The 26135-nt window shown below is 65.4% G+C and carries 29 protein-coding genes; 21 read left to right on the top strand and 8 right to left on the bottom strand.

Features of this window, described 5'->3' with window-relative positions; genetic code table 11:
* Positions 1–22 precede the first annotated feature (22 nt).
* The 11 genes from ACIBI6_RS12495 (at position 23) to ACIBI6_RS12445 (ending at position 10559) form a co-directional block, all read left to right on the top strand.
* Positions 23–757, top strand: coding sequence for a ribonuclease HII (locus ACIBI6_RS12495; RefSeq protein WP_396956483.1), 735 nt, complete (start codon positions 23–25; stop codon positions 755–757).
* A 46-nt stretch (positions 758–803) separates the two neighbouring features.
* A complete protein-coding gene (locus tag ACIBI6_RS12490; RefSeq protein WP_011210678.1) occupies positions 804–1109 on the top strand; it encodes a DUF2469 domain-containing protein in 306 nt (101 codons plus the stop codon).
* Positions 1110–1289: 180 nt separating this feature from the next.
* Complete coding sequence (locus ACIBI6_RS12485; RefSeq protein ID WP_364341711.1) at positions 1290–1646, top strand: YraN family protein; 357 nt, start codon at positions 1290–1292, stop codon at positions 1644–1646.
* Positions 1646–3154, top strand: a complete 1509-nt coding sequence (locus tag ACIBI6_RS12480; RefSeq protein WP_364341709.1) for a YifB family Mg chelatase-like AAA ATPase — start codon at positions 1646–1648, stop codon at positions 3152–3154. Before ACIBI6_RS12485 ends, ACIBI6_RS12480 begins: the two co-directional genes overlap by 1 nt.
* A 686-nt stretch (positions 3155–3840) precedes the next feature.
* Positions 3841–4992, top strand: coding sequence for a DNA-processing protein DprA (gene dprA / locus ACIBI6_RS12475; protein WP_396956132.1), 1152 nt, complete (start codon positions 3841–3843; stop codon positions 4990–4992).
* Positions 4993–5364: 372 nt separating this feature from the next.
* Positions 5365–6285, top strand: a complete 921-nt coding sequence (locus ACIBI6_RS12470) for a tyrosine recombinase XerC (protein WP_364341704.1) — start codon at positions 5365–5367, stop codon at positions 6283–6285.
* Between the two features lie 326 nt (positions 6286–6611).
* Positions 6612–7340: an acetoacetate decarboxylase family protein gene (locus ACIBI6_RS12465; RefSeq protein ID WP_396956129.1), complete on the top strand. Its 729-nt coding sequence runs from the start codon at positions 6612–6614 to the stop codon at positions 7338–7340.
* 162 nt (positions 7341–7502) lie between these two features.
* Positions 7503–7868, top strand: coding sequence for a YidH family protein (locus tag ACIBI6_RS12460; RefSeq protein WP_396956127.1), 366 nt, complete (start codon positions 7503–7505; stop codon positions 7866–7868).
* Positions 7865–8173, top strand: coding sequence for a DUF202 domain-containing protein (locus ACIBI6_RS12455; protein ID WP_364341698.1), 309 nt, complete (start codon positions 7865–7867; stop codon positions 8171–8173). Before ACIBI6_RS12460 ends, ACIBI6_RS12455 begins: the two co-directional genes overlap by 4 nt.
* Before the next feature lie 48 nt (positions 8174–8221).
* Positions 8222–10117: an alkyl/aryl-sulfatase gene (locus tag ACIBI6_RS12450; protein ID WP_396956125.1), complete on the top strand. Its 1896-nt coding sequence runs from the start codon at positions 8222–8224 to the stop codon at positions 10115–10117.
* A 76-nt stretch (positions 10118–10193) separates the two neighbouring features.
* Positions 10194–10559, top strand: coding sequence for a hypothetical protein (locus tag ACIBI6_RS12445; protein ID WP_364341694.1), 366 nt, complete (start codon positions 10194–10196; stop codon positions 10557–10559).
* A gap of 155 nt (positions 10560–10714) precedes the next feature.
* On the opposite strand, the gene ACIBI6_RS12440 is transcribed toward ACIBI6_RS12445, so the two are convergent.
* From ACIBI6_RS12440 to ACIBI6_RS12430, 3 genes are all read right to left on the bottom strand, one after another.
* Positions 10715–11233: a DUF1990 domain-containing protein gene (locus ACIBI6_RS12440; RefSeq protein ID WP_364341692.1), complete on the bottom strand. Its 519-nt coding sequence runs from the start codon at positions 11231–11233 to the stop codon at positions 10715–10717.
* Positions 11234–11302: 69 nt separating this feature from the next.
* Positions 11303–11848: a M23 family metallopeptidase gene (locus ACIBI6_RS12435; RefSeq protein WP_396956122.1), complete on the bottom strand. Its 546-nt coding sequence runs from the start codon at positions 11846–11848 to the stop codon at positions 11303–11305.
* A gap of 6 nt (positions 11849–11854) precedes the next feature.
* On the bottom strand, positions 11855–12394 hold the full coding sequence (locus ACIBI6_RS12430) for a hypothetical protein (protein ID WP_396956120.1): 540 nt from the start codon (positions 12392–12394) through the stop codon (positions 11855–11857).
* A gap of 365 nt (positions 12395–12759) precedes the next feature.
* Between ACIBI6_RS12430 and rpsB the strand changes: the two genes are divergently transcribed.
* The 5 genes from rpsB (at position 12760) to ACIBI6_RS12405 (ending at position 17654) form a co-directional block, all read left to right on the top strand.
* Complete coding sequence (gene rpsB, locus ACIBI6_RS12425) at positions 12760–13593, top strand: 30S ribosomal protein S2 (RefSeq protein WP_364341686.1); 834 nt, start codon at positions 12760–12762, stop codon at positions 13591–13593.
* Between the two features lie 170 nt (positions 13594–13763).
* On the top strand, positions 13764–14588 hold the full coding sequence (tsf, locus tag ACIBI6_RS12420) for a translation elongation factor Ts (protein WP_364341684.1): 825 nt from the start codon (positions 13764–13766) through the stop codon (positions 14586–14588).
* A gap of 249 nt (positions 14589–14837) precedes the next feature.
* Complete coding sequence (gene pyrH, locus ACIBI6_RS12415; RefSeq protein WP_364341682.1) at positions 14838–15566, top strand: UMP kinase; 729 nt, start codon at positions 14838–14840, stop codon at positions 15564–15566.
* A 49-nt stretch (positions 15567–15615) separates the two neighbouring features.
* Positions 15616–16173 carry a ribosome recycling factor gene (gene frr, locus ACIBI6_RS12410; RefSeq protein WP_364341680.1) on the top strand — a complete coding sequence of 186 codons (558 nt, stop codon included), beginning with the start codon at positions 15616–15618 and terminating at the stop codon, positions 16171–16173.
* 614 nt (positions 16174–16787) lie between these two features.
* On the top strand, positions 16788–17654 hold the full coding sequence (locus tag ACIBI6_RS12405) for a phosphatidate cytidylyltransferase (RefSeq protein ID WP_364342032.1): 867 nt from the start codon (positions 16788–16790) through the stop codon (positions 17652–17654).
* Between the two features lie 63 nt (positions 17655–17717).
* Here ACIBI6_RS12405 and ACIBI6_RS12400 read toward each other — a convergent pair whose 3' ends face one another.
* Positions 17718–18080 (bottom strand): lipopolysaccharide assembly LapA domain-containing protein, encoded by a 363-nt coding sequence (locus tag ACIBI6_RS12400; RefSeq protein ID WP_396956116.1) that lies wholly within the window; start codon positions 18078–18080, stop codon positions 17718–17720.
* A 182-nt stretch (positions 18081–18262) separates the two neighbouring features.
* Here ACIBI6_RS12400 and rlmN point away from each other — a divergent pair, with 182 nt between their 5' ends.
* Positions 18263–19372: a 23S rRNA (adenine(2503)-C(2))-methyltransferase RlmN gene (rlmN, locus tag ACIBI6_RS12395; protein WP_396956114.1), complete on the top strand. Its 1110-nt coding sequence runs from the start codon at positions 18263–18265 to the stop codon at positions 19370–19372.
* A gap of 141 nt (positions 19373–19513) precedes the next feature.
* Here rlmN and ACIBI6_RS12390 read toward each other — a convergent pair whose 3' ends face one another.
* On the bottom strand, positions 19514–19831 hold the full coding sequence (locus tag ACIBI6_RS12390; protein ID WP_364341673.1) for a hypothetical protein: 318 nt from the start codon (positions 19829–19831) through the stop codon (positions 19514–19516).
* A gap of 134 nt (positions 19832–19965) precedes the next feature.
* On the opposite strand from ACIBI6_RS12390, the gene ACIBI6_RS12385 reads away from it, so the two are divergent.
* From ACIBI6_RS12385 to ACIBI6_RS12375, 3 genes are all read left to right on the top strand, one after another.
* Positions 19966–20382, top strand: a complete 417-nt coding sequence (locus ACIBI6_RS12385; RefSeq protein WP_364341671.1) for a CBS domain-containing protein — start codon at positions 19966–19968, stop codon at positions 20380–20382.
* Positions 20383–20513: 131 nt separating this feature from the next.
* Positions 20514–21080 (top strand): hemerythrin domain-containing protein, encoded by a 567-nt coding sequence (locus tag ACIBI6_RS12380; protein WP_364341669.1) that lies wholly within the window; start codon positions 20514–20516, stop codon positions 21078–21080.
* A 5-nt stretch (positions 21081–21085) separates the two neighbouring features.
* Positions 21086–23200, top strand: coding sequence for a catalase (locus ACIBI6_RS12375; RefSeq protein ID WP_396956111.1), 2115 nt, complete (start codon positions 21086–21088; stop codon positions 23198–23200).
* Between the two features lie 48 nt (positions 23201–23248).
* Here the strand turns inward: ACIBI6_RS12375 and ACIBI6_RS12370 are convergent, their stop codons facing one another.
* Positions 23249–24202 carry a TIGR03557 family F420-dependent LLM class oxidoreductase gene (locus tag ACIBI6_RS12370; RefSeq protein ID WP_364341665.1) on the bottom strand — a complete coding sequence of 318 codons (954 nt, stop codon included), beginning with the start codon at positions 24200–24202 and terminating at the stop codon, positions 23249–23251.
* Between the two features lie 90 nt (positions 24203–24292).
* Positions 24293–24493, bottom strand: coding sequence for a hypothetical protein (locus tag ACIBI6_RS12365; RefSeq protein ID WP_364341663.1), 201 nt, complete (start codon positions 24491–24493; stop codon positions 24293–24295).
* A gap of 207 nt (positions 24494–24700) precedes the next feature.
* Here ACIBI6_RS12365 and ACIBI6_RS12360 point away from each other — a divergent pair, with 207 nt between their 5' ends.
* Entirely contained in the window at positions 24701–24958 is a 258-nt protein-coding gene (locus tag ACIBI6_RS12360; protein WP_364341661.1) for a cold shock domain-containing protein, read from the top strand.
* A 33-nt stretch (positions 24959–24991) separates the two neighbouring features.
* On the opposite strand, the gene ACIBI6_RS12355 is transcribed toward ACIBI6_RS12360, so the two are convergent.
* Entirely contained in the window at positions 24992–26020 is a 1029-nt protein-coding gene (locus ACIBI6_RS12355; protein ID WP_364341659.1) for an alpha/beta fold hydrolase, read from the bottom strand.
* Positions 26021–26135 lie beyond the last annotated feature (115 nt).

The raw sequence follows: 26135 nt of genomic DNA, 5'->3' as shown, positions 1-26135 counted from the left end.
CGGGTGGCCGCCGCGTGTGGTGATGCGTCGAGCCGGTGGGTTGCGCACGTTGGAGGCCGCGCTGATCCGCAGTGGACTCGGCCCGGTCGCCGGTGTCGACGAGGCCGGGCGCGGACCCTGTGCGGGACCGCTGGTAGTCGCCGCCTGTCTACTCGCTCCGAAGGCCTACGACAGGCTGGCCGGACTCGACGATTCCAAGAAGCTCACCGAATCCGTGCGCGAGGAGCTGTACCCGGTCATCACCCGGTTGGCGCTGGCCTGGAAGGTCGTCGTCATTCCGGCCTGGGAGATCGACTCGATCGGCATCCACGTCGCCAATATCGAGGGTATGCGGCGCGCGATCGCCGGACTCGGGCAGACACCGGGGTATGTACTGACCGACGGCTTCCGGGTGCCCGGAATTCCGGTGCCGTCGCTGCCGGTCATCGGCGGTGACGCGGCCGCGGCCTGTATCGCGGCGGCGAGCATTCTGGCCAAGGTGACCAGGGATCGAATGATGGTCGAGTTGGACGAGCGGTTCCCCGGCTATGGATTCGCCGCGCACAAGGGCTACAACACGCCCGAGCACACGGCCGCGCTGGAGCGGCTCGGACCGAGCAGTGAGCACCGCCGATCTTGGCGCAATGTGCGACTGGCAGCGGGGTTGCGGCCGGTAGCCGCGGCGGAGTACGCCGACGCGGAACTGGCCGATGAGGTTTTGCTGGAGGGCGTCGAACCGGATAGCCGAGTGGCTACCGATGCGGCGCATGCGCGATGATGATGTCAGCAGACGCAGTGCGGCGAGAAGGAGGACGTCCCACCCGATGAGTGCCGAGGACCTGGAGAAATACGAAACCGAGATGGAGCTCTCGCTATATCGGGAGTACAAGGACATCGTCGGTCAGTTCTCGTACGTGGTGGAGACCGAGCGCCGCTTCTATCTGGCCAACTCCGTCGAATTGCGGCCGCAGAACGCCGACGGCGAGGTGTACTTCGAGGTGCGCATGAGCGATGCGTGGGTGTGGGATATGTACCGGCCCGCACGCTTCGTGAAGCATGTTCGGGTGATCACGTTCAAGGACGTGAATATCGAGGAGTTGGAGAAGCCGGATCTGCGGCTGCCCGAGTAGACGCTCTGGTCCGCGCAGACTGTGGTTGGTGCTCGGGCCTATAGCATCGGGCACCGACAAGTAGGTGGAGTACAGGCGCTGGATCCTCGGGTTGTCCACAGCTGAGCGGGTATCCACAGGTTTTCTGTTCGCGCAGGTCGCTTTCATCGGCCGTGGGCGCGGTCCGGGCACGCTGAGCCGGTGGCAGAAAACCAGGCGCTCGGCGCACAAGGGGAAGAACTGGCGGCCCGATTTTTGCAGGCCGCCGGGATGGAGATCATCAACAGGAATTGGCGGTGCAAGTACGGCGAACTGGATCTGATCGCCCGGGATGGCCGCGTGACTGCCTTCGTCGAGGTCAAAACGCGAACCGGAACGAAGTTCGGGACGCCCGCCGAGGCGGTCACCTTCGATAAGCAGCAGCGGATCAGGCGGCTGGCGCTGGTGTGGCTGTCCGAACAGGACGGTCCGTGGCGCGATATCCGCTTCGACGTGATTTCGGTGCTGCTGCACCGCGGCCACCGACCTGTCATCGATCACCTGAAAGCGGTGTTCTGATGGCGCTGGGGGTGGCGTATTCGGTCGCGGTGAGCGGGGTGGACGGCCAACTGGTCGAAATCGAGGCGGATATCGGGCAGGGACTGCCTTCGGTGCATCTGGTCGGCTTGCCCGATACCGCACTGCAGGAATCTCGTGACCGGGTGCGCTCCGCGGTGGCGAATATCGGGGAGAAATGGCCGGATGGACGCGTGATCCTGGCACTGTCTCCGGCGACACTGCCCAAAATCGGCAGCGTCTACGATCTGGCCCTCGCGATCGCGGTGCTGGACGCGGCGGGCGCGGTCCCCTCCGATCGGCTCGGAAAGACCGTATTGCTGGGGGAATTGGCGCTGGATGGGCGCGTCCGCCGGGTGCGCGGCATCCTGCCCGCGGTGCTCGCGGCACGCAATGCGGGTTGGACGCGGGTGATCGTGCCGGAATCCGCACTGGCCGAAGCCGGTCTGGTCGACGGCATCGAGGTTTTCGGGGCGACGAGCCTGCGCACCGTCGTCGCGTGGCTGCGCGGTGAGGGCAGTCTGGTGGAGCCCGATGGCATGCTGCCAGACAGCGTGCGCTGTGGCGGCGATCTGAGCGAGGTGGTCGGTCAGGAGGAGGCCCGGTGGGCATTGGAGGTCGCCGCGGCCGGCGGACATCACCTGCTGCTCACCGGGCCGCCCGGAATCGGTAAAACCATGCTGGCACAACGTCTTCCGGGACTACTCCCGCCGCTCACCGAATCCGAGGCGCTCGAGGTGACGGCTATCCATTCGGTCGCAGGCGCGCTCTCCAACGACGCTCCGTTGATCACCATGCCGCCCTTCGTCGCTCCGCATCACTCGACCTCGGCCAGCGCCATGGTCGGTGGGGGATCGGGGACCGCACGTCCGGGTGCCGTCAGCCGTGCTCATCGCGGGGTTTTGTTCCTCGATGAATGTGCGGAGATAGGGACCAAGGTCCTGGAAGCGATGCGAACGCCCTTGGAAGAGGGCGAAGTTCGCATCGCGCGCCGCGACGGAGTGGCTCGCTACCCGGCCCGTTTCCAACTGGTCTTGGCCGCGAATCCCTGCCCCTGTGCCCCCGCCCGCGATGTCGACTGCATCTGCGCCCCGCTCGCGCGCCGCCGATACCTCGGCAAATTGTCCGGACCGTTGATGGATCGCATAGACATCTGGGTTCAGATGCACGGGCACCCCGGGGCGTCGTTCGCCGCCGAGGAAGCCGAAAGCAGCGAGGTCGTGCGCCATCGAGTCGCGGCCGCACGGCAGGCCGCAGTGCAACGTTGGAAGGACTACGGCTGGTCCAACAACGCCGAAGTTCCGGGCCACATCCTGCGCCAACGTTTCCGACTTCCCCACGAAGCAACCGCCCCCATCGAAGCCGCCCTCCGCCTGGGCCGCCTCTCCGCCCGCGGCGCCGACCGGGCCCTCCGCGTCGCCTGGACCATCTGCGACCTCCGCAACGCCGACCAACCCAGTGCCCAAGACGTACTGGCCGCCTTGAACTTCCGCCAACGGAGCTCCCATTGAGCGGGGCGACGGGAGCCGAGCGCCCGATCGTCGGTGAGGTTATGAGGTCCGTTGCGCCAGACATCGGCGGCGGTGCAAACGCCTCGGGGTGCGCAGGCACGGCGTACATCGGTGCGGCCGCTTCGGATCTCTCGGCGACCGCAGCGAGTTGCCTTGCTGCCGTGGGGTGTCCGGGCGAGTCGACGGGCAATGTCTCCGATTGGGCAGCACTGACGGCGCGTGGCGACCATCCCGCGAGCGGTGCCATGCGCACCCCGGTGGGCAGCGGATCTTGCGCGACGCGAGCGGTCGTTGCACCCGAACCCGCAGAGGCGGCGGCGGGCGGTGCATCCGCCACTGGCGGGTGTGCAGCCGAGTCGATGGCCACCTCGGATTACCGAGCTGCCTGTGGCGGCGTTCCCACCACGGTTCCGTTGCCGGGCGACAGCTCATGTACCACAGGCGATTCGGACGTTGTCTCGGATCGCGTAGAGGTGCGGGCATGCGGCGGATCTATTGCCTCGGCGAGTGGGGCTGCGGCAAAGGGAACCTCGGGTACCTCGGTGGAAAGTGATACGCATCCGGTCGCATTGGTGGACAGCAGGGCGGATGCGGCGGGAGATGTCAGGGCGGGGACAGACCGCACACGTGGTTCGGGGCATGGGGATGTGGATCTGGATGGTTGGGCTTCGGGGCGTTCGGAGCTAATGGTTTCCAGTGGGGATGTTGATGGGCGGCGGTTGGCTTGGGCGTATTTGTCGCGAGTGGTTCAGGGGCCGTGTGCGGCGTTGTCGTCGTTGATCGAGTCGGTCGGGGTGGTGGAGGCGGCGCGGGCGGTACGGGAGTGTGAGCTGCCGGGGTCGTTGCTCGGGCCGACCGCTGAACGACGGGAGATCGATTGTGCGGTGCGAGATCTCGAGGTGATGGAGCGGCTGGGTGGCCGGTTGGTGACTCCGGACGATCCGGAGTGGCCGGCGTGGCGGATGCTCGGGCTCCGCCAACTCGAGCCGGGACGCGATCGGGACGGGGCGGTGCCGTTGGCATTGTGGGTGCGTGGGCCGCAGTCGTTGTCGGAGTCGAGCGAGCGGGCGATCGCGGTGGTCGGGGCGCGGTGCAGCAGCGGATACGGCGAGCACGTCACCGGCGAGATCGTTGGTGATCTGGCCGCACAGGGCTGGACAATCGTGTCTGGAGCCGCCTTCGGTATCGACGGTATGGCGCATCGCTGCGCGCTCGCCGTCGGCGCTCCGACGATCGCCGTCCTTGCCTGCGGCGTCGATCGTCCCTATCCGGCCCAGCACGAGCGACTGTTAGCCGAGATCGCCGAAACCGGTTTGGTAGTCAGCGAATACCCGCCAGGTACGGTTGCCCACAAGAACCAATTCCTGGCCCGCAATCGCCTGATCGCCGCGCTGGCGGACGGCGTCCTCGTTGTAGAAGCCGGACTGCGCAGCGGCGCTCGCAACACCGTGAAATGGGCCCGCCGCCTCGGCCGCCCCGCCCTCGCCATCCCAGGCCCGGTCACCGCCGCCTCATCGGCAGGCTGCCACCGCATGATCCGCGAAGGTGAAGCCCTCCTGGTCACCCGCGCCGAAGACGTCATCGATGAAGCCGGCCCACTACGCCTGTCACTACCAATCGGCCAGCCGTCCGAGCCCAGCGACCGATTACAAGGCCACGAAGCCTCGGTCTACGCCGTCCTCCCCGAAATCGGCTCCCGCCAACCCCGCGCTATCGCCGAAAACTCCGGCCTGGACCTCCCCACCGTCCGTGCCATACTCCCTGCCCTCGAACTCGTTGGTCTAGTGGGCATGGACGAAAACGGCTGGCACCGAACCGCGAATCCTCCGAGCCGATGAACGATTCACGCGCCGAGCCGATCACAGCTCGCTCGAGTGACCCGGAGAGCTCGCGCTCGGCAGCGCGGCTCGTGCTCGCAGCAAGCGAGTCGCGCTCGTCTGGGGGGTAGCCGTGCTGGTGCCCTCGTGGCGAAGCTCGCTCGCTGTCACGAGGGACAGCTCGAGTGAGCTGAGGGGCGTTTCGCGATCTCCGCGGCCATGGACCGGCATCGGCGCGGACGGGTGCAGTCGGTGGCTCGGTGTCGTTCGTCCGCCGATTTCGGAGAAATGCAGTTGACGCGATGATGCGGCAGACCGTGTCCACGGCGGTAAACCTGCGGCGTTGCGGCGTGCTCACTTGCCAAGGGGGGTGGCGGCGGTGACGGTGGGGGGATGGAGTTGCCGGAGGATCTCGAGGCGTTGCTGGCGGAGTATGAGCGGCATTTGCGGCTCGGGCGGAATCGGTCGGTGCATACGGCGCGGGCGTATGTGGGGGATGCGCGGTCGTTGTTGGGGCATTTGGTTGCGCGGTCGGCGGATTCGGCGGTGCGGGAAATGGATTTGGCGTTATTACGGTCGTGGTTGGCGGCACAGTCGGCTGGTGGGGTGGCGCGGACTACCATGGCGCGGCGGGCATCCTCGGCGAGGACGTTCACCGCTTGGTTGACCAGCACCGGGCGGCTGTCCATCGATCCGGGGTTGCGGCTCGGGTCGCCGAAGGCGCATCGGGTGTTGCCTGCGGTGCTCGGTACGCAGCAGGCTGTCGCGGCTATGGATGCGGCGGAATCCGGTGCGGTACAACGCGATCCGATGGCATTGCGGGATCGGCTGATTGTGGAGCTGCTGTACTCGACCGGGATTCGGGTCAGTGAGTTGTGCGGTCTGGATCTCGACGATATCGATCGCGAACGGCGGCTGGTCCGCGTTATCGGTAAGGGCAACAAGGAGCGCTCGGTGCCCTTCGGAGTACCGGCCGACGAGGCGATTGCGAATTGGCTGCGGTACGGCCGCCCCGCGCTGGCAATAGCCGACTCCGGGCGCGCGCTACTGCTCGGTCGTCGCGGTAAACGGCTCGACCAGCGACAGGCCAGAACGGTTGTCCACGAGGTCGTTTCGGCAATTCCGGGCGCACCCGATATGAGCCCGCACGGTCTGCGGCATTCGGCCGCAACCCATCTGTTGGAGGGCGGCGCGGACCTGCGCGTAGTACAGGAACTCCTCGGCCACGCCAGTATGGCAACCACCCAGCTCTACACCCACGTCTCCATCGAGCGCCTGAAGAAGGTGCACGACCAAGCCCACCCCCGCGCCTGACCGCCCTCGGGATGGAGGACCACTGCACCGGAAGCCGTGATCGGGATCGGGGCGCTGGCCACCAGGATGTCTCGTCCACCCGCTTACAGCGGCTGCGCACCCCGCTGCAGGGAGGAGTGTGCAGCTGACAGTGGTGTGCGAGCGGGGCAGGACCATCGAAGCGACCGCGGGCTCAGATGATAATTGAAACGCGTTCTTGTAGCTGAAAGCGATGCGACAAGAGTGATATGGCGTCTATTCTGACACGAGTTCTAGTTTGGAGGATTCGTGAACACCGCACGATTTGTCGACGGTGCATGCTGCACTGCTATCTCGGGGCGGGGCCGATGAGTACGCATGTTGTGCTGGGCAAGCAAGTGCAGATGCCCGTGCGGATTCGGCTTGCGCGTGCATTTATGGCGACCTACTCGGTATCGGCGGCTGCCGCGCAGCGACTCATCGCCTACTCCGGCCTGGAGATCCTTCGGCTGCCGGGCGGTCGCGCGATGTGCACGCTCGTTTTCGTCGATTACGTCGACGGCGACCTCGGGCCGTACAACGAGTTCGGTGTGTCGTTCATGGTCCGCCACCACACCGCTGGACCCACCGGCACGCTCGGTGATCTGCGCGCGCTGTCCACCGGTGGCGCGGGTGTCTTTATCCATCGTCTCCCCGTAGACGGTGAATTTACCTTGGCGGCGGGCCGCGGTATCTGGGGTTTCCCCAAGGAAATCGCCGATTTCGACGCACAGCACGAGGGCAGCGTGCGACGTGGCGCACTGCGTCAGAGCGGACAGTTGATCGTCGATCTCACCATCCGCCCCGGTCTCGCGGTCCCGCAGCGCCGTAGCGGCTCCTCCTTCGACGCCTACTCCCATATCGATGGGATCACCCGCTGCACGCGCTGGCAGATGGAGCCGTCCGGCATGCGCGTTCGCCCCGGTGGCGCAGAACTGTCCCTCGGCGAGCATGCCTGGGCCGACGAATTGCGCTCCCTCGGATTACCCAAGCGTGCACTCATGGCCTCGACCGTCGATCGGCTCGCGATGACCTTCCAGGACGCCACACCCGTCTGACCGGGAGCGCTGCACACGCGATCGCGATCTTTGTAGACGACCGCAATGCCGGTAGTTAACCTGACGTAGCGGAACGTTCGCATGCGGCAGGAAACCGACAAGCGATGCAGAGGTGCCCGTGAATTCCGACGACGACCATGGCGCAGTCCGAGCCGAGGCGGCATGACCCTCCCCACCCCCGCTGAGGAATCCGAGGACGGGGAAGACGAGGTCGACTACCGCTTCACCCTCGCCAACGAACGCACCTTCCTGGCCTGGATGCGCACCTCGCTCGGCCTGCTCGCGGGCGGTGTCGCGGTGCACACGCTGGTGCAGCCGTTACGGATGTCGGGGTTGCGTCGCACGCTCGCGATGAGCTGCATCGTGCTCGCTGTGATCATCGCGGTCGGTGCGTATGGACATTGGCGGCGCGTCGGTCGGGCCATGCGAAACGGTGAACCGCTACCCAACACGATCATGGTGCCGATCCTGTCGGCGGGTATCGCCGTCGTGTCGGTATTTGCATGCGTGGTGGTGTTGTTTCGATGAGCGCCAAGGGTCTGGCCGCCGAACGCACCGCTTTGGCGTGGCGGCGCACCGCCGTTGCCGCGATAGTCGTGGCCGCGCTTTTCGTCAATCATGCCGCGATGCACGGGTGGCGCGCCGTCGCCATCGCACCGACCGGCGCGGCGATCACCATGGCAGCCGTTGCGGCCCTGTCCTTTTCACGCAATCGCGCCTTGCATCAGGGGCGCTTCGGCCACGGCGGGGGAGCCATTGCCGCGACCATGCTGGCGGTGCTGGCCGTCGCATGCGTCGCGGCCGCTATCAGTTTTACGGATCCACGGCCCTAATGCGTTGCGGGCCGGACATGTTCGGCGGACAACCACAGGAGGATGGATATGAGCACTGCGACCGAGCCGAGCGAATTCATCGTCGCCGAGCAGCAACGAGCGACTGCCGCGCTGCCCTCTGATACGGCCGATTTGGCGGATGCGGACCGCGGGTTCATCGCGGCACTCGAGCCCGGGCAGGTGCGCACGCCGGATGGAAAGATGGTGTGGGACAACGACTCCTACGCTTTTCTGCAGGGAAGCTGTCCGGCGTCGGTCAATCCGAGCCTGTGGCGGCAGTCCGGTCTGGTTGTCAAGCAGGGACTGTACGAGGTCGCGGCGGGTATCTATCAGATCCGCGGGCTCGACCTGTCGAATATGACGCTGATCGAGGGCGACACCGGTGTGCTCGTGATCGATCCGCTGATCTCGGCGGAGACCGCTGCGGCGGGCCTGGCGCTGTATCGCGCGCACCGAGGCGATCGACCGGTGACCGGATTGATCTACACCCATTCGCACGCCGACCATTTCGGCGGTGCGATGGGTGTGACGACGGTCGACGAGGTTGCGGCCGGTCGCTGTCCGGTGCTCGCACCGGCCGGGTTCCTCGAACACGCGGTTGCCGAAAACATCTATGTGGGAACGGCGATGGGGCGTCGATCTGCCTATATGTACGGCGCCGCGCTGCCGCGCGGTCCGAAGGGGCAGGTCGGCGCCGGTCTCGGACAGACTACGTCGATGGGCACGATCACCTTGATTTCGCCGACGGTGGATATCACCGGCACCGGCCAGGAGGAGACGGTCGACGGGATCCGGATCGTGTTCCAGCTCACCCCGGGCACCGAGGCGCCCGCCGAGATGAACTTCTTCTTTCCCGATATGCGCGCGCTGTGTATGGCCGAAAATGCGACGCACACAATGCATAATCTGCTGACGCTGCGTGGCGCGCTGGTGCGTGACCCGCATGTGTGGGCCAGGTATTTGACCGAGTCGATCAATCTGTTCGCCCGTAATTCCGACGTGGTCTTCGCCTCGCATCACTGGCCGACCTGGGGAACCGAGCGGCTGGTGGAATACCTTTCGCTGCAACGTGATCTGTATGGATACCTGCACGATCAGACGGTGCGCAGGCTCAATCAGGGATATCTGGGTGGTGAGATCGCCGAGATGCTGGAGCTGCCACCGGCCATCGCCGATGCATGGCACACGCACGGGTATTACGGCTCGGTCAGCCACAATGTCAAGGCCATCTACCAGCGGTACATGGGGTGGTTCGACGGTAATCCGGCGCATCTGTGGGAGCATCCGCCGGTCGAATCCGCGCGGCGCCATGTGGAATTCATGGGTGGTGCCGACGAGGTGCTGCGCAAGGCGCAAACCGCTTACGACGCGGGCGACTACCGGTGGGTCGCCCAGGTGGTCAACTACGTCATCTTCGCTGACCCGACTAACGAGGCGGCGAAAACACTGCAGGCCAACACCTTCGATCAGCTCGGCTATGGTGCGGAGAACGCCACCTGGCGCAACTTCTACCTCAGCGGAGCATATGAGCTGCGCAACGGCTCGTTCGGCAGCCCGACGACAACTGCGCCCACGATGCTGGGGGCGCTGACCATCGAGCAGATTTTCGATGTGATCGCGCTGCGCATCGACGGACCGAAGGCGTGGAATCTGCGCGTGGTGATCGACTGGCATATTACCGACGAAAAACGCACCTACCGCCTCGAACTGCGCAACGGCCTGTTGGTCCACTACGACAAGCCCGACGGCGCCGACTTACCCGATCCGGACGCATCTTTCACCTTGACGAGGGCGATCCTGATTCGAGCCTTGTTGGCAGGCGAGAACCTCGGCGCACTGGTCGCCGCGGGCGATATCGCCATTGCCGGGAATCCCAGCGGGCTGAACTCGGTGGTCGGTGTGATCGACGCGCCGGATCCTGACTTCGCCATCGTCACCCCGTGAGATCGTGCCAGGACCTTGTGTGCCGATCGACTAAATCGCTCGACGCGCGAGGTCCGGGCACGTATGGTCGGCGACCATGTCCACGGAAGCCATCGACAAATCCGTACCTGTGCGTGAGCGCCTCCGCACTGCGCTGTCCGCTGCGATGAAGACCCGCGACCGCAGCGCGATCTCCGGGCTGCGCTCAGCCCTCGGTGCCATCGATAACGCCGAAGCCATCGACACCGTGGACATCAAGGCCGGTGCCATCGAGACCAGTGCGGTCGGACTCGGCGCCGCCGAAGCTCGCCGCCGCGATCTCACCGAGGCCGATATCGAACAGATCGTCCGCGCCGAAATCGCCGACCGACAGCATGCCGCCGCCGAATACGACGCTCTCGGCCGCTCCGATCACGGCGATCTGTTGCGCGCCGAAGCTGCCGCGCTCGAGGTGCAGCTCTAGGTACCCGACGCCGGGTGCTGTGTACGTGCAGAGCCGTGGGCGCGAGGCCCGGATGGCTGCGAAGCACGTCGATCACCCGCAGGTTTTCGTGTTGGCCATCGAGGAAATAGCACCGAATTCGGCTGTGCCGCAGTCGAATAAGCGGTGGACGGATACTAGGCGGAGGTCGGGAGGGTATCGATGTACTTTCCGGCGATGATGCGTTGAATGGCTCGAACCACCGGTCCGCCCAGCCGGACGTACCAGGCCCCCGGGCGGGAGAAGGCCGTGACCACGCCGTAGACGGCGGCGTCGGTGGTGTCGTATTCGACGGCGAAGAGTTCCTCGCCGATTTCCGGATGTCCGGGCAGCGTGCCGTAGGCAAAGCCGCGCCGGTCGGGTTCGTCGAGGACGTACACGACCCGGCACGGTGCGGTGATGCCGACCGGACCGATGCCCAACCGCACCGTCAGTCCCGTCCCTGGCTCCGCGGTCGGTGTGTCGGCCTCCCGAAAGATGCCGGTGCCCTTCTGCATTCGATATGCCAGGATCTCCGCACCAGCGCGCTCGAACAGCGCCCGCCCGGATCCGATGCGGCGGCGCAGCCGAAACCGGTGATAGCCCGCAGGTGACACCCCCTTCGTCGCGCCGACCTCGGTATAGGTGAACGGCGGATCTCCGAGCGCATATCCCATAACCCGATCCTCGTCCCGGAATGGTCACGGCGGAAGGGCGCCCGTCGAACCCGCTGCTCGGCCCCTGATTCATGGCACGGGCTTCAGTCGCAGGGGAGTCGGGTGCAGTAGTCCGAGTGGATCGATGTACTCACGTCGGCTGTGCCCACTCGCTTCTCGTCTCGCACCCCAATGCAGGCACGCCGCCGCCACGCAACCTTCGTGTCCTGCCCCCAAGGTGCCGATTCGCATTCCGCGCGCAACTCGCAGGCCCACCGAAACCTCGGCTTGTACCGGCTCGTATGTCGTGCGAAGACCGCCGGAATGGTCGATCGACACAACTGGTTTGCCCGCGACCGTTCCCGCGAAGACCACGATTCCCGCACCGGCCGCGAAGACCGCCTGCCCAGGCGCACCTGCCAGATCGACACCACGATGCCCAGGAAGCCAGTCCTGCGCCGGTTTGTCGAACTGCCGCTCGACTGCGGGCCGTGGTTGCAGCGGCCAGCTGAACTCCCCGTGTGGCGCAGCCGAAACCGACTGCTCCGCAACGAGTCCCAGCAGAGCGATGACGCCGAGGATGATCGAAATCAGGCGCCGACGATAGACCCCGCCGACCCAGCCGAGGCGATGCATCCGAGATCAGCGCCGCAGCGGGAGCGGAGCCCGCTGAACCAGATCCAGCAGCCGCGACAGCAGATCGCTGAAAACCCGCGGCAACGAACTCGCCGATCCGGTACCGCCCCGACGCGCGATATCGGTGGCGAGCGGCGTCGCGCCCTCCGCAGAGATCGGCGTCTCTACCCCTTCAGTCGGACGTACCTCTAACGCGCTGTCCACATTGGGCACGTTGAGTGCGAGGTCCGCACGGTGTGCATCTGGTGCGATATCGACACGGAGTGCGTCGGGCGCGACATTCACAACGAGCGGTGCAACCCGAAGCGGAGCGGGCATCCACGTGAGTCCGCCACCCGCCGAACAAGCCGAACCCGTGCAATCCCCGAACACGACTTCCGTTCCAGGGAAACCGCCATCATGCCCAGTGGTTGCCAGCGGACCCCAAGGCAACGCCGCGGCAGTCGAGCTGTTCGGTGGTGCGGCCGAAACCGGCTGTGCCAGAACCAGTGACAGCAGGAATAGCGGTGGGATGAGCATGGTTATCGAGATAGCTATGCGATTCATGCTTCAAGCGTCGGCCGCGCATGACGCCCGCAGTACCCTAGCTTCGGCGAGTGTGGACAACTTGCTCGGTTGTGGAGAGGGCTCGTTTCGACCCATGACAGGGCGATTTAGAAACTGACCCCCTCAGCCCGTAGACTGGTCGAGCGGTCTGTGCCTGCACTGACCGACTTCGCGCGCCACCCCATGCTTGCTCGTAACGGCGCTGTTCGAACCGGAGCTCGACTTCGTGAATCGGCAGTGCATGCGAAGCAGGGAATCATCGGCTGGTCCTGATCCTAGCGATCGGGTCCGATGATCCGGAGGCGCCAGGGCGGCGGATCACCGATTCGCCGCGGCAACCGGCAACGAAAGAGGGATACGGCACCATGGCTGTCGTAACAATGAAGCAGCTGCTCGACAGCGGCGCACACTTCGGACACCAGACCCGGCGCTGGAACCCGAAGATGAAGCGGTTCATCTTCACCGACCGCAACGGCATCTACATCATCGACCTGCAGCAGACGCTGACCTACATCGACAAGGCCTACGAGTTCGTCAAGGAGACCGTCGCCCACGGTGGCACCGTCCTCTTCGTCGGCACCAAGAAGCAGGCCCAGGAGTCGATCGCGGCCGAGGCGACTCGCGTCGGGATGCCCTACGTCAACCAGCGTTGGCTGGGTGGCATGCTCACCAACTTCTCCACTGTGCACAAGCGCCTGCAGCGCCTCAAGGAACTCGAGGCGATGGAGCAGACCGGTGGCTTCGAGGGTCGCACCAAGAAGGAAATCCTCATGCTCACGCGTGAGATGAACAAGCTGGAGCGCACCCTCGGCGGTATCCGCGATATGGCCAAGGTGCCCTCGGCCATCTGGGTCGTCGACACCAACAAGGAGCACATCGCCGTCGGCGAGGCGCGCAAGCTGAACATCCCGGTCATCGCGATCCTGGACACCAACTGCGATCCCGACCTGGTCGACTACCCGATCCCGGGTAACGACGACGCGATCCGTTCCGCCGCTCTGCTGACCAAGGTCGTCGCCTCCGCGGTGGCCGAGGGCGTGCAGGCGCGGGCCGGTATCTCCTCCGGTGACGAGAAGCCGGAAGCCGGTGCGGGCGAGCCGCTCGCCGAGTGGGAGCAGGAGCTGCTCGCGCAGGCCGCCCCCGCCGCGAGCGAGGCCGAGGCTGCCGCCGAGGCCCCCGCCACTCCGGCCGACGCCTGATCGGTGCCTGATGGCGGTGGCAGCGGGTGCCTACAGGGTGACGCGAGCTGCCGCCTCCGGCCCCGTAGCTGCCACCGCGGGCGTTTGTTCACCTTGCCGACCTCTCCTGATAGGAGCGGTCGGCAAGGTGGTGTTACCACCCGAAACAACACACAGGAGGATCGCCACCCATGGCGACATACACCGCCGCTGACGTGAAGCGGCTGCGGGAGCTCACCGGCTCCGGGATGATGGACTGCAAGAACGCGCTGGTCGAGACCGACGGCGATTTCGACAAGGCCGTCGAGGTGCTGCGCATCAAGGGTGCCAAGGACGTCGGCAAGCGCGCCGAGCGCGCCACCGCCGAAGGTCTGGTCGCCGCCAAGGGCGGCGTGCTGATCGAGATCAACTCCGAGACCGACTTCGTCGCCAAGAACGCCGAATTCCAGGGTCTGGCGGACAAGATCGTGACCACCGCCGCGGCCGCCAAGCCGGCCGATCTGGACGCCCTCAAGGCCCTGGACCTGGGCGGCCAGACCGCCGACGATGCGCTGCAGGCGTTGGCCGCCAAGATCGGCGAGAAGCTCGAGCTGCGTCGGGTCGCGTCCTTCGACGGCCCCGTCGCCGTCTACCTGCACAAGCGTGCCACCGACCTGCCGCCCGCCGTCGGCGTGTTGGTCGAGTACCAGGGCGAGGGTGACACCGCCGCCGAGGCCGCGCGTGCGGTCGGCATGCAGGTCGCCGCGCTCAAGGCCAAGTACCTGACGCGCGAGGATGTGCCGGCCGACGTGGTGGAGAACGAGCGCCGCATCGCCGAGCAGACCGCCAAAGAAGAGGGCAAGCCCGAGGCCGCGCTGCCGAAGATCACCGAGGGCCGCGTCAACGGCTTCTTCAAGGATGTCGTCCTGCTGGAGCAGGCATCGGTCACCGATTCGAAGAAGACCGTCAAGGCGCTGCTGGAGGAGGCCGGTGTCACCGTGACCCGCTTCGCCCGCTTCGAGGTCGGCCAGGCCTGATCACGCCCCGCGAAACCCCTCGTGCGCCGGATACGGTGTACGAGGGGTTTCGCCTGTCCGGACGCTGGCCGTTCATCCGCAATTCCCGAGCCTGACCGGGCTGGTTCGTTGCGTCCGAGGGGGTCTTCTACCCACATCGAATCCGAGTAGGGCAGGATAAGGGCGCTCCGTATTGAGCCTCCGCGTTGCCATCCGGCCCACGTGCTGTGTCGACAGACCGAAATCTATCGCCGAAGGAGACGAACACCCATGACGGACCCCGGGACCGACCGCCCAGGATATCGCCGGGTGCTCCTCAAATTGGGTGGGGAGATGTTCGGTGGCGGCAAGGTCGGGCTCGACCCCGATGTGGTGCAGACGGTCGCCGAGCAGATCGCCGAGGTGGTCTCCAGCGGTGTTCAGGTGGCCGTGGTGATCGGCGGTGGCAATTTCTTCCGCGGCGCCGAACTCGAGGAGCGCGGTATGGAACGCGCCCGTTCGGACTATATGGGCATGCTCGGCACCGTGATGAACAGCCTTGCGCTGCAAGACTTTCTGCAACAGCAGGGCGTCGACACCCGCGTGCAGACCGCGATCACCATGGGCCAGGTGGCCGAGCCGTATCTGCCGCTGCGCGCCAAGCGGCACCTGGAGAAGGGCCGTGTGGTCATCTTCGGCGCGGGCATGGGCATGCCCTACTTCTCCACCGACACCACCGCCGCCCAGCGCGCACTGGAGATCGACGCCGACGTGGTGCTGATGGCCAAGGCCGTCGACGGGGTCTTCACCGCGGATCCCCGGGTCGACGAGAGCGCGACCATGTACACCGAAATCACGCACAAAGAGGTCATCGAGCGTGATCTGAAGGTCGCCGACGCGACGGCCTTCAGCCTGTGTATGGACAACCAGATGCCAATGCTGGTGTTCAATTTGTTGACGAAGGGCAATATCGCCCGTGCGGTCGCCGGTGAGAAGATCGGCACCTTGGTTCGGTCCTGACCCCGCGCCCGCGGATCATGACGATGACGACGCTGTGGAGGAAACGGTCGTGATTGAAGAAGCGCTCTTCGACGCCGAGGAGAAGATGGAGAAGGCCGTCACGGTGGCGAAGGACGACCTCGGGTCCATCCGTACCGGTCGGGCGAATCCGGGTATGTTCCAACGGATTGTCATCGACTACTACGGTTCGCCGACCCCGATTACCCAGGTGTCGAGCATTTCCGTGCCCGAACCGCGGATGGTGGTGATCAAACCGTATGAGCAGTCGACGCTCGGCGCGATCGAAACCGCGATCCGCAATTCGGATCTCGGTGTCAACCCCACCAACAACGGTGACATCATTCGGATCTCGGTTCCGCAGCTGACCGAAGAGCGGCGGCGCGAACTGGCCAAGCAGGCCAAGGGTAAGGGCGAGGACGCCAAGGTCTCGATTCGAAATGTCCGCCGTAAGGCCATGGACGAACTGTCGCGGATCCAGAAGGATGGCGAGGCGGGTGAGGATGAGGTCGGGCGCGCCGAAAAGGAGCTCGACAAGACCACCGCGAAATATGTCGGCCAGGTCGATGAACTGGTCAAACACAAGGAAGCTGAACTGCTCGAGGTCTGAGGTCCGAGGCCGGATCTTTCAGGCCCGCCCGGGCGGGGGACGAACGGAACGACGAGTTGAGCGACGGGACAATCGTGGCCGAGAACGCCGCCGCGACCGGTGCGGCCGAGGAGCCGAGGCCGGCCAACGGCACAGTTGATGCGACGGACGGGCGCGCGGTCGATGCCGCGATTCCCGAAGCCGCACCTCCCGAACCCGTGCGCACCGACTTCGCTGCGTCCGAGGCTGCGCGTCGGGAATCCGGTTCGCCGGTGGCCTCGCCCGGTCGGCCCGCGACTTCGGGAGATTCGACCGCCGCACCCTCAGCGCCCGTTCCCGAGACTGATGGACCTGCGACACCGGGACGCTCCGCCAATGGACCCGCTGGTTCCGGGCCTGCGGCCGATGGACCCCCGGCACCCGGGCCTGCGGCCGATGGACCCCCGGCACCCGGGCCTGCGGCCGATGGACCCCCGGCACCCGGGCCTGCGGCCGATGGACCCGCGGCACCGGGACCCGCGACCAATAGCACCGCGATCCCAGGAACCGCCACCGATGGGCCCTCGACCTGGGGGCCGGTGACGCCCGGCTCCGAAAGCGACGGATCCGCGAACCCCGAATATTCGACCGCGCCGGTGAATCCCGCCGTCCAGCAAGAGAACTCGGCGGAACCCGCAGCCCCCGCCTCGCGCGCCGGCCGCAATCTCCCCGCCGCCTTGGCCGTCGGCTTCGGCCTCGGTCTCTCGCTCATCGCGATCCTGCTGTTCGTGCCGAAGGTATTCATCGGCGTCGCGGCCGCCGGAGTCGGCGTCGCCACCTGGGAGGTCGCCAAGCGGCTGCGGGAGGCGGATGTCCTGGTCCCGCGGATCCCGCTCATCGTCGGCGGTCAGGCGGTGTTCTGGCTCGGCTGGCCGTGGGGCGCCAGCGGCGTGGCGGGCGCCTTCGCCGCGACCACACTGATCTGCATGGTGTGGCGTCTTTTCGATCACGGCTTGCGTACCGCGCCGCGAAACTTTTTGCGCGACACCGCGATTACGATTTTCACGCTGGCCTGGATCCCGCTGCTCGCCTCGTTCGCGACGCTGCTGCTGCTCGAGCCCGACGGTAATCTGCGGGTGCTGACCTTCATGATTCTGGTGGTCTGCTCCGATGTCGGCGGTTACGTCGCGGGTGTGCTGTTCGGGCGGCATCCGATGGTGCCCGCGATCAGCCCGAAGAAGTCCTGGGAGGGCTTCTGCGGTTCGCTGGTGTTCAGCGTGATCGGCGGTCTGCTCACCGTCACCCTGCTGCTGGAAGCCAATTCGATGATCGGCGTGGTGCTCGGCGTCGGCCTTGTGCTGGTGGCGACCGTGGGCGATCTGATCGAATCCCAGGTCAAGCGGGAATTGGGCATCAAGGATATGGGCACTCTGCTGCCCGGCCACGGCGGCATCATGGACCGCCTCGACTCGATGCTGCCCTCGGCCTTCGTGTCCTGGTTGGTGCTGTCCACTTTGATCTGAGTCAGCGTCCATTCTCGAGCTGAATTTTCGACGCAAGAATGGGCGGTAAGTGCGAACCGCGTACTACCGCTTCGCCGCCCGCCGAAGCTGAATGATCCGCACGCCGCCGACCAGCGCCATCACCAGTGCGCCCGCGATCACCGACAGCAGCACCAGGATGCCGACCGGCAGGGACAAGCTCCAGAAGAACAGATCCACCCGTTGCTGTTCCAGGTTCTGCAGGATGAAGATCAGCAGCACGATCCCGATCAGCGTCGCGGCGACGAGGGCGACCCAGGTGTCACCGGTCCGGCTCTTCGCCAGCGACTTGCGACCGGTCGGTTCCACCGTTCTACGGTCGGTCGGCTCGACCGTCTCACGGCCCGTCGACGCAGGTGCGACATCATCGGTGCGCTCCGGCTCGGACGACTCGGCGTGACTGGTCATACTTCGATCATTGCCGATCGCTATCCCGGGTGCACGCATTTCTGGGCGCTGACCGGTATGTCGTTATGTCGAGGCAGGGGCTGCTCACCCGCCCTGATCGCACGTGACCTTCGTCGCGTCGGGCGTCGTGATGGTCACCTTCGGTCCGGGCCGCATACGCGAGATGGGACACTGGAGAGATTATGACCGTCTCCCTGCCCCTCGTCTTCGATGCTCCACGCCGTGGCATGCCGCCGCGGCACCTCGCCGACCTCGATGCCGACGGGCGCAAGGCCGTGGTCGAGGAGCTCGGTCTGCCGAAGTTCCGTGCCGATCAGATCGCGCGCCAGTACTACGGCCGCCTGCAGGCCGACCCGGACCAGATGACCGACCTGCCCGCCGCGGTGCGCGAAAAGATCGGCGCAGCGCTGTTTCCGCCGCTGATGTCGGTGGTCAAGCATGTTGCGTGCGATGGCGGCGAGACACGAAAGACCCTGTGGCGCGCGGGCGATGGCACCCTGCTCGAGAGCGTGCTGATGCGCTATCCGGACCATGCCACCCTGTGCATTTCCAGCCAGGCAGGCTGCGGTATGGCGTGCCCGTTCTGTGCCACCGGCCAGGGTGGGCTCAATCGCAACCTTTCTACCGCCGAGATCGTCGACCAAGTTCGTGCAGCGGCCGCCGCTATGCGCGATGGTGAGGTCTCGGGCGGTCCGGGCCGCTTGTCCAATATCGTCTTCATGGGCATGGGCGAGCCGCTGGCCAATTACAAGCGGGTGGTCGCCGCGGTTCGCCGCATCACCTCACCCGCGCCCGACGGCTTCGGTATTTCTCAGCGCAACGTGGTCGTTTCCACCGTCGGCTTGGCTCCGGCCATTCGCAAGCTCGCCGACGAGGACCTCTCGGTCACCCTCGCGGTCTCGCTGCACACCCCCGATGACGAACTGCGCGACACCCTGGTGCCGGTGAACAACCGCTGGCCCGTCGCCGAGGTCCTCGATGCCGCCCGCTATTACGCCGATAAGAGCGGCCGTCGGGTGTCCATCGAATACGCGCTGATCCGCGATATCAATGACCAGCCGTGGCGTGCGGATATGCTCGGCGCCAAGCTGCACAAGGCCCTCGGCTCCCGTGTGCACGTGAACGTCATCCCACTGAACCCGACGCCGGGCAGCAAGTGGGATGCCAGCCCGAAACCCGTTGAGCAGGAATTCGTTCGGCGCGTCAACGCACAGGGCGTGCCGTGCACGGTGCGCGATACGCGGGGCCAGGAAATCGCCGCCGCCTGCGGACAGCTGGCCGCAGAGGGGTAGGCAGTTCCCCGAAGTCACAGTGGTTGATCCAGAGCTGGGCACCTGTCGATGACGCTGCTGCACGCGTCCACGGTGTCCAGGTCGGCCAGAATCTCGGCGCGACATCTGAGCGTAGCGCCGGTCCTCGCAGGTGAGTGTGTGTCAGTGACCGCCCGGCTCGAGCAGGTCGCGGCCCTCGTCGGCCTTGACTCGGCGGTGTTCGGCGAGGATTAGCCCGCCGCCGCAGATCAGGCAGACGACGGTGGCGATTCCTGCCACGATGGCCCAACCGGCGAATCCGTAGCCTGCGGCGGTGAGTGTCAGGGCGGCAGCGACTACGCCGAGCAGCACCAGGATGACGCCGGGCCAGTTGTGGGTGTCGGCGATCAATTCGCCCGCGTGGTTTCTGGTGTTGCGTGCGCGGTCCGGGAAGTCGGAGCGCAGCCGATCGGATTCGGGCTGGTCGTGTCCAGGAAACATGGCGTCCTCTCCGTTCGGATGGATCGTCTCGTTCGTGCGGATACCCCGGATGTTCGGGATCAATCAAGGGTGTATCGGGCAACGCGACGGGTACCGCGAACCCGAATTGCTCGCGACGAATTGGGAGGACAACCGTGACAACCGCTCGTGAACTCATGACCGAAGGTGTGCAGTGCGTGCGATCCAGCGATTCGGTGGTGGAGGCCGCCAAGCTGATGAAACAGCTGAGTGTGGGCGCGCTCCCGATCTGCGGTGAGGACAATCGGCTCGAGGGCATGCTGACCGACCGCGACATCGTGGTGAAGGTACTTGCCGAGAACAAGGATCCGCTCGGCGTCAAGGCCGGAGAACTGGCCGAGGGCACACCGATCACGGTGCAGGCGGGCACTGATGCCGATGAGGTGCTCAATGTGATGTCGGTGCATCAGATCCGCCGGGTGCCGGTGCTCGACGGCGACCAGTTGGTGGGCATTGTGGCGCAGGCCGATGTGGCCGTCGCGCTCGGCAATGCCGATACCGGCGGCGTGGTGGAGGCGGTGTCTACGGACTGACCGCGACCTGCGATCCGGCTCGGCTCCGGCTCGTCCGCACTGTCTCCGTCTCAGGTGTGAGTGTTCCGCTTGCGGGTATGCGCGGACGAGAGGAGCCGCGGTGGCTCCGTCCCCGATCGAGGAGGTACGCAATGGCCACCGGTCAGAAGGAAGACGTCGTCACGCTCTTGCTGGCACAGCACGAACTGATCAAGGGCCTGATCGAAAAAGTGCAGCTTGCGCAGGGTGCGGCCAAGCGGGAGCCGTTCGAGGAGTTGGTTCGCGCACTGGCGGTGCACGAGAGCGCCGAAGAGGAAGTGGTGCATCCGGCATCACGGCGCACATCGGTGCCCGCCAGCGTTGTCGACAGCAGGTTGCACGAAGAGCAAGAGGCCAAGCACGTGCTGGCCGAGCTCTACGACATGGGTGTGCAGCATGAGGACTTCGATACCAAGTTCCGCTCCTTCGCCGAATCGGTGATCGAACACGCCGATCTGGAGGAGAAGGAGGAATTCGACCAGCTGCGCCAAGAGATCTCCGCCAATGAGAGCGCGGTGCTCGCCGATGTCGTGCGGGTCGCTGAGGCCGTCGCCCCGACCCGGCCGCATCCGGAGGCGGGTGAGTCGGCACTGGTGAATATTGTTGCCGGACCGCCACTTGCGCTCTTCGATCGGATTCGCGACGCGGTGCGTGATTGGCGCCGCAAGACCGAGGGGTGAGCGGCGTGACCGACGCGACGAACAAGAACGGCGCATCGAATGAGAAGCAGCGCCAGCTGGACCGATACCGGGTAGATCGCGAACAGGGGAAGCTCACCACACAGCAGGGCGTACGGGTGGACAGCACCGATGACGCCCTGAAAGTAGGGGAGCGCGGATCGACGCTGCTCGCCGATTTCCATGCCAGAGAGAAGATCACCCACTTCGATCACGAGCGGATTCCGGAGCGGGTTGTCCATGCCAGAGGTGCGGGCGCCTACGGACACTTCCGGCCCTACGATGGCTGGCTCAGCGATTTCACCACCGCCCGCTTCCTCACCGATTCGAGCGTGGAAACACCGGTGTTCGTCCGGTTTTCGACTGTCGCCGGATCGCGCGGATCCGCCGATACCGTGCGCGATGTGCGTGGCTTCGCGACGAAGTTCTATACCGCCCAGGGCAATTACGATCTTGTCGGCAACAACTTCCCGGTGTTCTTCATCCAGGACGGAATCAAATTCCCGGACTTCGTGCATGCGGTGAAGCCCGAGCCGCACAACGAGATTCCGCAGGCTGCCTCCGCGCACGACACCCTGTGGGACTTCGTCGGGGAGCAACCGGAGACGCTGCACGCGATCATGTGGCTGATGTCGGACCGGGCATTGCCGCGCAGCTATCGCATGATGCAGGGCTTCGGTGTGCACACCTTCCGACTCGTCAACAGCGAGGGCCGAGGCACCTTCGTGAAGTTCCACTGGACACCGAAACTGGGCGTGCATTCGCTCGTGTGGGACGAGTGTCAGCAGATCGCCGGACGTGATCCCGACTTCAATCGGCGCGATCTGTGGGACTGCATCGCGGCGGGCCAGTATCCGGAGTGGGAGCTGGGCGTGCAGCTGGTCTCGGACGAGAACGAATTCGGCTTCGACTTCGACCTGCTCGATGCGACGAAAATCATTCCGGAAGAACAGGTTCCGGTGCAGCCGGTCGGCCGCATGGTGCTGGATCGCAATCCGGACAACTTCTTCGCCGAGACCGAGCAGGTAGCCTTCCACACAGCCAATCTGGTGCCCGGTATCGATTTCACCGATGATCCGCTGCTGCAGTTGCGCAACTTCTCCTACCTGGACACCCAGTTGATCCGCTTGGGCGGGCCGAACTTCGCCCAGCTGCCGATCAACCGGCCGGTCGCCGATGTGCGCAATCACCAGCAGGATGGCTACGGCCAACACGCCATTCCGCAGGGCGAGGCCGCGTATACCAAGAACACCATCGGCGGCGGTTGTCCGGCATTGGCGAACACCGAGATGTTCCAGCACTACGCTGAGCCACTTACAGGATCAGCTATTCGTCAGCGTGCCAACCGTTTTCGGGAGTACTACCGCCAGCCGCGAATGTTTTGGCGCAGTATGTCACCGCCGGAGGCCGATCATATCGTCGCCGCCTTCGCCTTCGAACTCGGCAAGGTGGAGCGGGTGGCCATCCGGGCCAGGGTGCTCGAACATCTGGTGCAGATCGAGCCGGAGCTGGCCGAGCGGGTCGCGGGTGAACTGGGTATGCCGGTACCGCAACCGGACTCGGGCGATCGGGAGGCGGTGGTATCTCCCGCACTGTCGCAACTGAATACCGTCACCGACACCATCGCGACCCGCAAGATCGCGATACTCGCTGCTGACGGGGTGGACACCCTCGGTGTACGCCGCATCAAATCGTGGTTGACCGAGCGTGGTGCCATCCCCGAAGTGCTTGCGCCGCATGCCGGTACGCTGGGCGGTGACGGCAGTGACGGTGAAACCCTCGCCGTGGACCGGTCGCTGGCCACCGTCGCGTCGGTTCTCTACGATGCGGTGCTCGTCGCGGGTGGAAAACAGTCCGCCGACACGCTGGTGGGCAATGGCGCGGCGGTGCATTTCGTCCTGGAGGCGTTCAAACACGTCAAAGCGATCGGCGGCTTCGGCGACGGTGTCACGCTGCTGCGGGTCGTCGGTCTCCTATCCGATACCGATCAGGACGCGCAAGCAGGCGTCTTCACCACGACCGCCAGCGGTGCGGGCGTGACCGAGGACTTCATCGAGGCATTCGCGAATGCGGTTGCCCGGCACCGGGTCTGGAACCGGGCGACCGTCGCGGTACCGGCCTGACCGTCTCGGTTCACCCCTAACCGTCTCGGTTCAGCCCTAAGCCTCGGGTCAGTTCAGGGCGGGCTGGATCTCCTTCTCCCATGCGGTGAAGAAGCCATCCAGATCGGGCCCGATCTGTTGGACGTACAGTTCGTCGACACCGGCATCGAGATACTGCTGAAGTTGGCGGATATGACGTTCCGGATCGGGCCCGGTGGCGAAGTGGTCGCGGGTGGATTCGCGATCGATCAGGCTCATCGCGTCCTCGAAATCGCGCGGCCGCGGCAGTGTTTGGGAAAGTTGGCCCGGCAACAGCTCATTGGCCCAAAGGCGATGTGCGGCGTCCAGACCCGACTCCTCGTCGCGGGACCAGCTGACCTTGGCGCCCGCCTGTACCGGTTTCGCGCCTCCGCTCGCGGTACGGAAGGTGTCGACCGCATCGGCGTCGGGCAGCACGGTGCAGAAGCCGTCACCGATGCGGGCCGCCAATTGCGTTGCCTGCGGGCCGAATCCGGAGATATAGATCGGCACCGGAGCATCGGGCAGGGTATAGATTCTGGCGTCCTGCACGGTGTAGTACTGGCCGCGGTGGTTGACGTTACCGCCGCGGTGCAGCCGCCGAATCAGCTGGACCGCCTCCTCCAGCATTTCGAGCCGGACCGTGGGCGATGGCCACGGATCGCCTAGAATGTGCTCGTTGAGTGCCTCACCGCTGCCGACGCCGAGAACGAAGTTGCCGTCGAGTTGGACGGCGGCGGTCGCGGCGGCCTGCGCGATGATGACGGGATGAATGCGGACGGTAGGGCAGGTGACCGCCGTGGTGATCGGCAGGTCGGTGGCCTGCGAGAGCGCTCCGATGGTGCCCCACACGAAGGGGCTGTGCCCTTGGGCGTCATTCCACGGATGGAAATGGTCGGAGATCCACAGCCGTTCGAATCCGGCCTGTTCGGCGCGTTTGGCCTGCTCGACGAGTTCTTTCGGCCCGAACTGTTCGCTGGCTAAGAAATATCCGAAGGTGACCATGTCCGGCGCTTACCCAGGTTCGCCGGTGATATTCGACGCATACGAACGGGCCCCGGATCGAGATGACCGAGGCCCGTTCGACAGGTGGAGCTAGCTGCCGCTGTGGCTGTGCTGGCCGCCCTTCTGCTTGGCCGCCGTCGGCTGCGCCTGTGCGCCCTTACGACCGGCCTCATGCGGGTCTGCGGCGTTTTTCTGGCCGAAGCTGCCGGTGCTGGCCTTTCCACCCTTGCTGGCCTGCTCCTGGGTGTCCTTGCGATTACCGAACTGCCCGGGGTTCTTCGGATCTGCCATGGTCGGCACTCCTTTTCGGTAGTTGGAACTATCTGCGGCCCCGGTTCGGACCACATCTGCGACCTACCCCGGATCGAGTCGACTAATCGAGTTGATGTCTCCCGGTTGCGCGACGATCTCGCGCCCTGAAAAGTAGTGTTTACCAGTGCCATTCGCGGGTAGGCCGGATGCGGGGGTATCGCCGATCCCGACCTCGCGGAGGCTACGATGAGCAGCGTTATCGATCCGACCTCGGTATGGCTGACCGGTACGGTGGCCTGGTTCGACGAACAGCGTGGGTTCGGCTTCATCGAACCCGACGGTGTCCGGCAGTGGCCGGTGTTCGTCGAATACAGCCATATCGATGTGCCGGGCTATCGCGCACTCGCCGAAGGTCAGCAGGTGCGTTACCTGTGCGATCCCGAGGCGCAAGGTCGTGCGGCCGCGGTGGTGCGTCCGTACCTTCCGCAGGACAGCCGGTTGTGATCGCGGAATGTCAACTACTGCAGGCAGATTGAGCTATCCGACGGCCGACTTCATCCAGTCGACGACGGCGGCCTGATACTGCGCGGTGTTCCGTGCGAGATTCACCGAATGTCCGCTGCCGGGCAGCACGAAGGTGCGCAACCGCGCGGCCGGACTGAAAAACGCCGCCTCCGCGGTTTGCAGAGTCGCGCTATCGGCGCAGATCGAATAGGCGGGTCCGCACGACAACCGGTCCAAACTGCCATTGACCAGCATGACCGGGGCGGTGATGAAGCTCGACATCCCGGGCAGGGTGGAGGTGAGCCCGTCGGGATATTCGGTGAGCGAGAAGGTTTCCTTGGTCGCCTCGTCGATCGCGAGCACCTGCGGATCGAAATTATCCGGCCCGAAGAAATCACTGGCCCGAGTGCCCGGCTGCGTCACGAGATAGCCCGAATCGTATCCGCGGCTGGCGAATACGGGATCCCGCACGGCCTGGTAGTACGTGCCGATGACACCGAGGACATCCGGCACGCTCAGGGTGTGTGAGTATCCGGTGAGCAGTACGCCGTCGACGTCGTGGTAAGTGGTGGCCTCCATGACCGAGGTGCCCGAACTCAGCGAATGACCACCGGTGACGACCTTGCCGAACGGTTGTGCGCCCGCGAGCCCGTGGCGCAGGGCCTGCACGATGTTGTGCAGGGCTTCCGCGGTGGCGGTCGCGGTCAGTGACATGCTCGGCGGACGGGTGCTCGCGCCGTTACCGAGTCGATCGGCCACCAGCGTCGCGTAACCCGCGGCGTTCATCGCGCGGCGGAAGTTGTAAGTCTCTGGGGCGTAAGGGAAATCCCAGTAGGTGTGGTTGTAATTGGAGCCCGCCATCAACACCATGACGGTGTCGGTCGGCCGGTCCGGCAGGCACAGAGTCGCGGCCAAGGTCCCCTCCGGTACCGGAAAAGAGATCTCCTGACAACGGTCGGGTGCGGCCGCCGGATCGGCACCGGCCGCGCCCGGTACGACACCGAGCATTGTCGCCGCCGCGGTAGCGGCCACCAGCATCCGGGCGTAGAGCTTGTTCGTCACCGCGTTCCCTCCGAATGGGAAATATCGTGCGCTGCGCCATCTTCTGGCGAATTACCATACCGCACACGAAGATCCGTAGCTATGGGGTTGCGTGGCGAAGATGCGATCTACGATG

It is taken from the genome of Nocardia sp. NPDC050412 (genome assembly GCF_044458825.1).
In the GTDB taxonomy this organism is placed as follows: Bacteria; Actinomycetota; Actinomycetes; order Mycobacteriales; family Mycobacteriaceae; genus Nocardia.
Note: the sequence above shows the minus strand (reverse complement) of the source record. Positions and strands in the feature narration are given on the sequence as shown.

Bases quoted from the DNA above. Each gene is read 5' to 3' on its own strand.
- ACIBI6_RS12495 (WP_396956483.1), top strand. From the start codon at position 23: ATGCGTCGAGCCGGTGGGTTGCGCACGTTGGAGGCCGCGCTGATCCGC.
- ACIBI6_RS12490 (WP_011210678.1), top strand. From the start codon at position 804: ATGAGTGCCGAGGACCTGGAGAAATACGAAACCGAGATGGAGCTCTCG.
- ACIBI6_RS12480 (WP_364341709.1), top strand. From the start codon at position 1,646: ATGGCGCTGGGGGTGGCGTATTCGGTCGCGGTGAGCGGGGTGGACGGC.
- dprA (WP_396956132.1), top strand. From the start codon at position 3,841: ATGGTTTCCAGTGGGGATGTTGATGGGCGGCGGTTGGCTTGGGCGTAT.
- ACIBI6_RS12470 (WP_364341704.1), top strand. From the start codon at position 5,365: ATGGAGTTGCCGGAGGATCTCGAGGCGTTGCTGGCGGAGTATGAGCGG.
- ACIBI6_RS12465 (WP_396956129.1), top strand. From the start codon at position 6,612: ATGAGTACGCATGTTGTGCTGGGCAAGCAAGTGCAGATGCCCGTGCGG.
- ACIBI6_RS12460 (WP_396956127.1), top strand. From the start codon at position 7,503: ATGACCCTCCCCACCCCCGCTGAGGAATCCGAGGACGGGGAAGACGAG.
- ACIBI6_RS12455 (WP_364341698.1), top strand. From the start codon at position 7,865: ATGAGCGCCAAGGGTCTGGCCGCCGAACGCACCGCTTTGGCGTGGCGG.
- ACIBI6_RS12450 (WP_396956125.1), top strand. From the start codon at position 8,222: ATGAGCACTGCGACCGAGCCGAGCGAATTCATCGTCGCCGAGCAGCAA.
- ACIBI6_RS12445 (WP_364341694.1), top strand. From the start codon at position 10,194: ATGTCCACGGAAGCCATCGACAAATCCGTACCTGTGCGTGAGCGCCTC.
- ACIBI6_RS12440 (WP_364341692.1), bottom strand. From the start codon at position 11,233: ATGGGATATGCGCTCGGAGATCCGCCGTTCACCTATACCGAGGTCGGC.
- ACIBI6_RS12435 (WP_396956122.1), bottom strand. From the start codon at position 11,848: ATGCATCGCCTCGGCTGGGTCGGCGGGGTCTATCGTCGGCGCCTGATT.
- ACIBI6_RS12430 (WP_396956120.1), bottom strand. From the start codon at position 12,394: ATGAATCGCATAGCTATCTCGATAACCATGCTCATCCCACCGCTATTC.
- rpsB (WP_364341686.1), top strand. From the start codon at position 12,760: ATGGCTGTCGTAACAATGAAGCAGCTGCTCGACAGCGGCGCACACTTC.
- tsf (WP_364341684.1), top strand. From the start codon at position 13,764: ATGGCGACATACACCGCCGCTGACGTGAAGCGGCTGCGGGAGCTCACC.
- pyrH (WP_364341682.1), top strand. From the start codon at position 14,838: ATGACGGACCCCGGGACCGACCGCCCAGGATATCGCCGGGTGCTCCTC.
- ACIBI6_RS12400 (WP_396956116.1), bottom strand. From the start codon at position 18,080: ATGACCAGTCACGCCGAGTCGTCCGAGCCGGAGCGCACCGATGATGTC.
- rlmN (WP_396956114.1), top strand. From the start codon at position 18,263: ATGACCGTCTCCCTGCCCCTCGTCTTCGATGCTCCACGCCGTGGCATG.
- ACIBI6_RS12390 (WP_364341673.1), bottom strand. From the start codon at position 19,831: ATGTTTCCTGGACACGACCAGCCCGAATCCGATCGGCTGCGCTCCGAC.
- ACIBI6_RS12380 (WP_364341669.1), top strand. From the start codon at position 20,514: ATGGCCACCGGTCAGAAGGAAGACGTCGTCACGCTCTTGCTGGCACAG.
- ACIBI6_RS12370 (WP_364341665.1), bottom strand. From the start codon at position 24,202: ATGGTCACCTTCGGATATTTCTTAGCCAGCGAACAGTTCGGGCCGAAA.
- ACIBI6_RS12365 (WP_364341663.1), bottom strand. From the start codon at position 24,493: ATGGCAGATCCGAAGAACCCCGGGCAGTTCGGTAATCGCAAGGACACC.
- ACIBI6_RS12360 (WP_364341661.1), top strand. From the start codon at position 24,701: ATGAGCAGCGTTATCGATCCGACCTCGGTATGGCTGACCGGTACGGTG.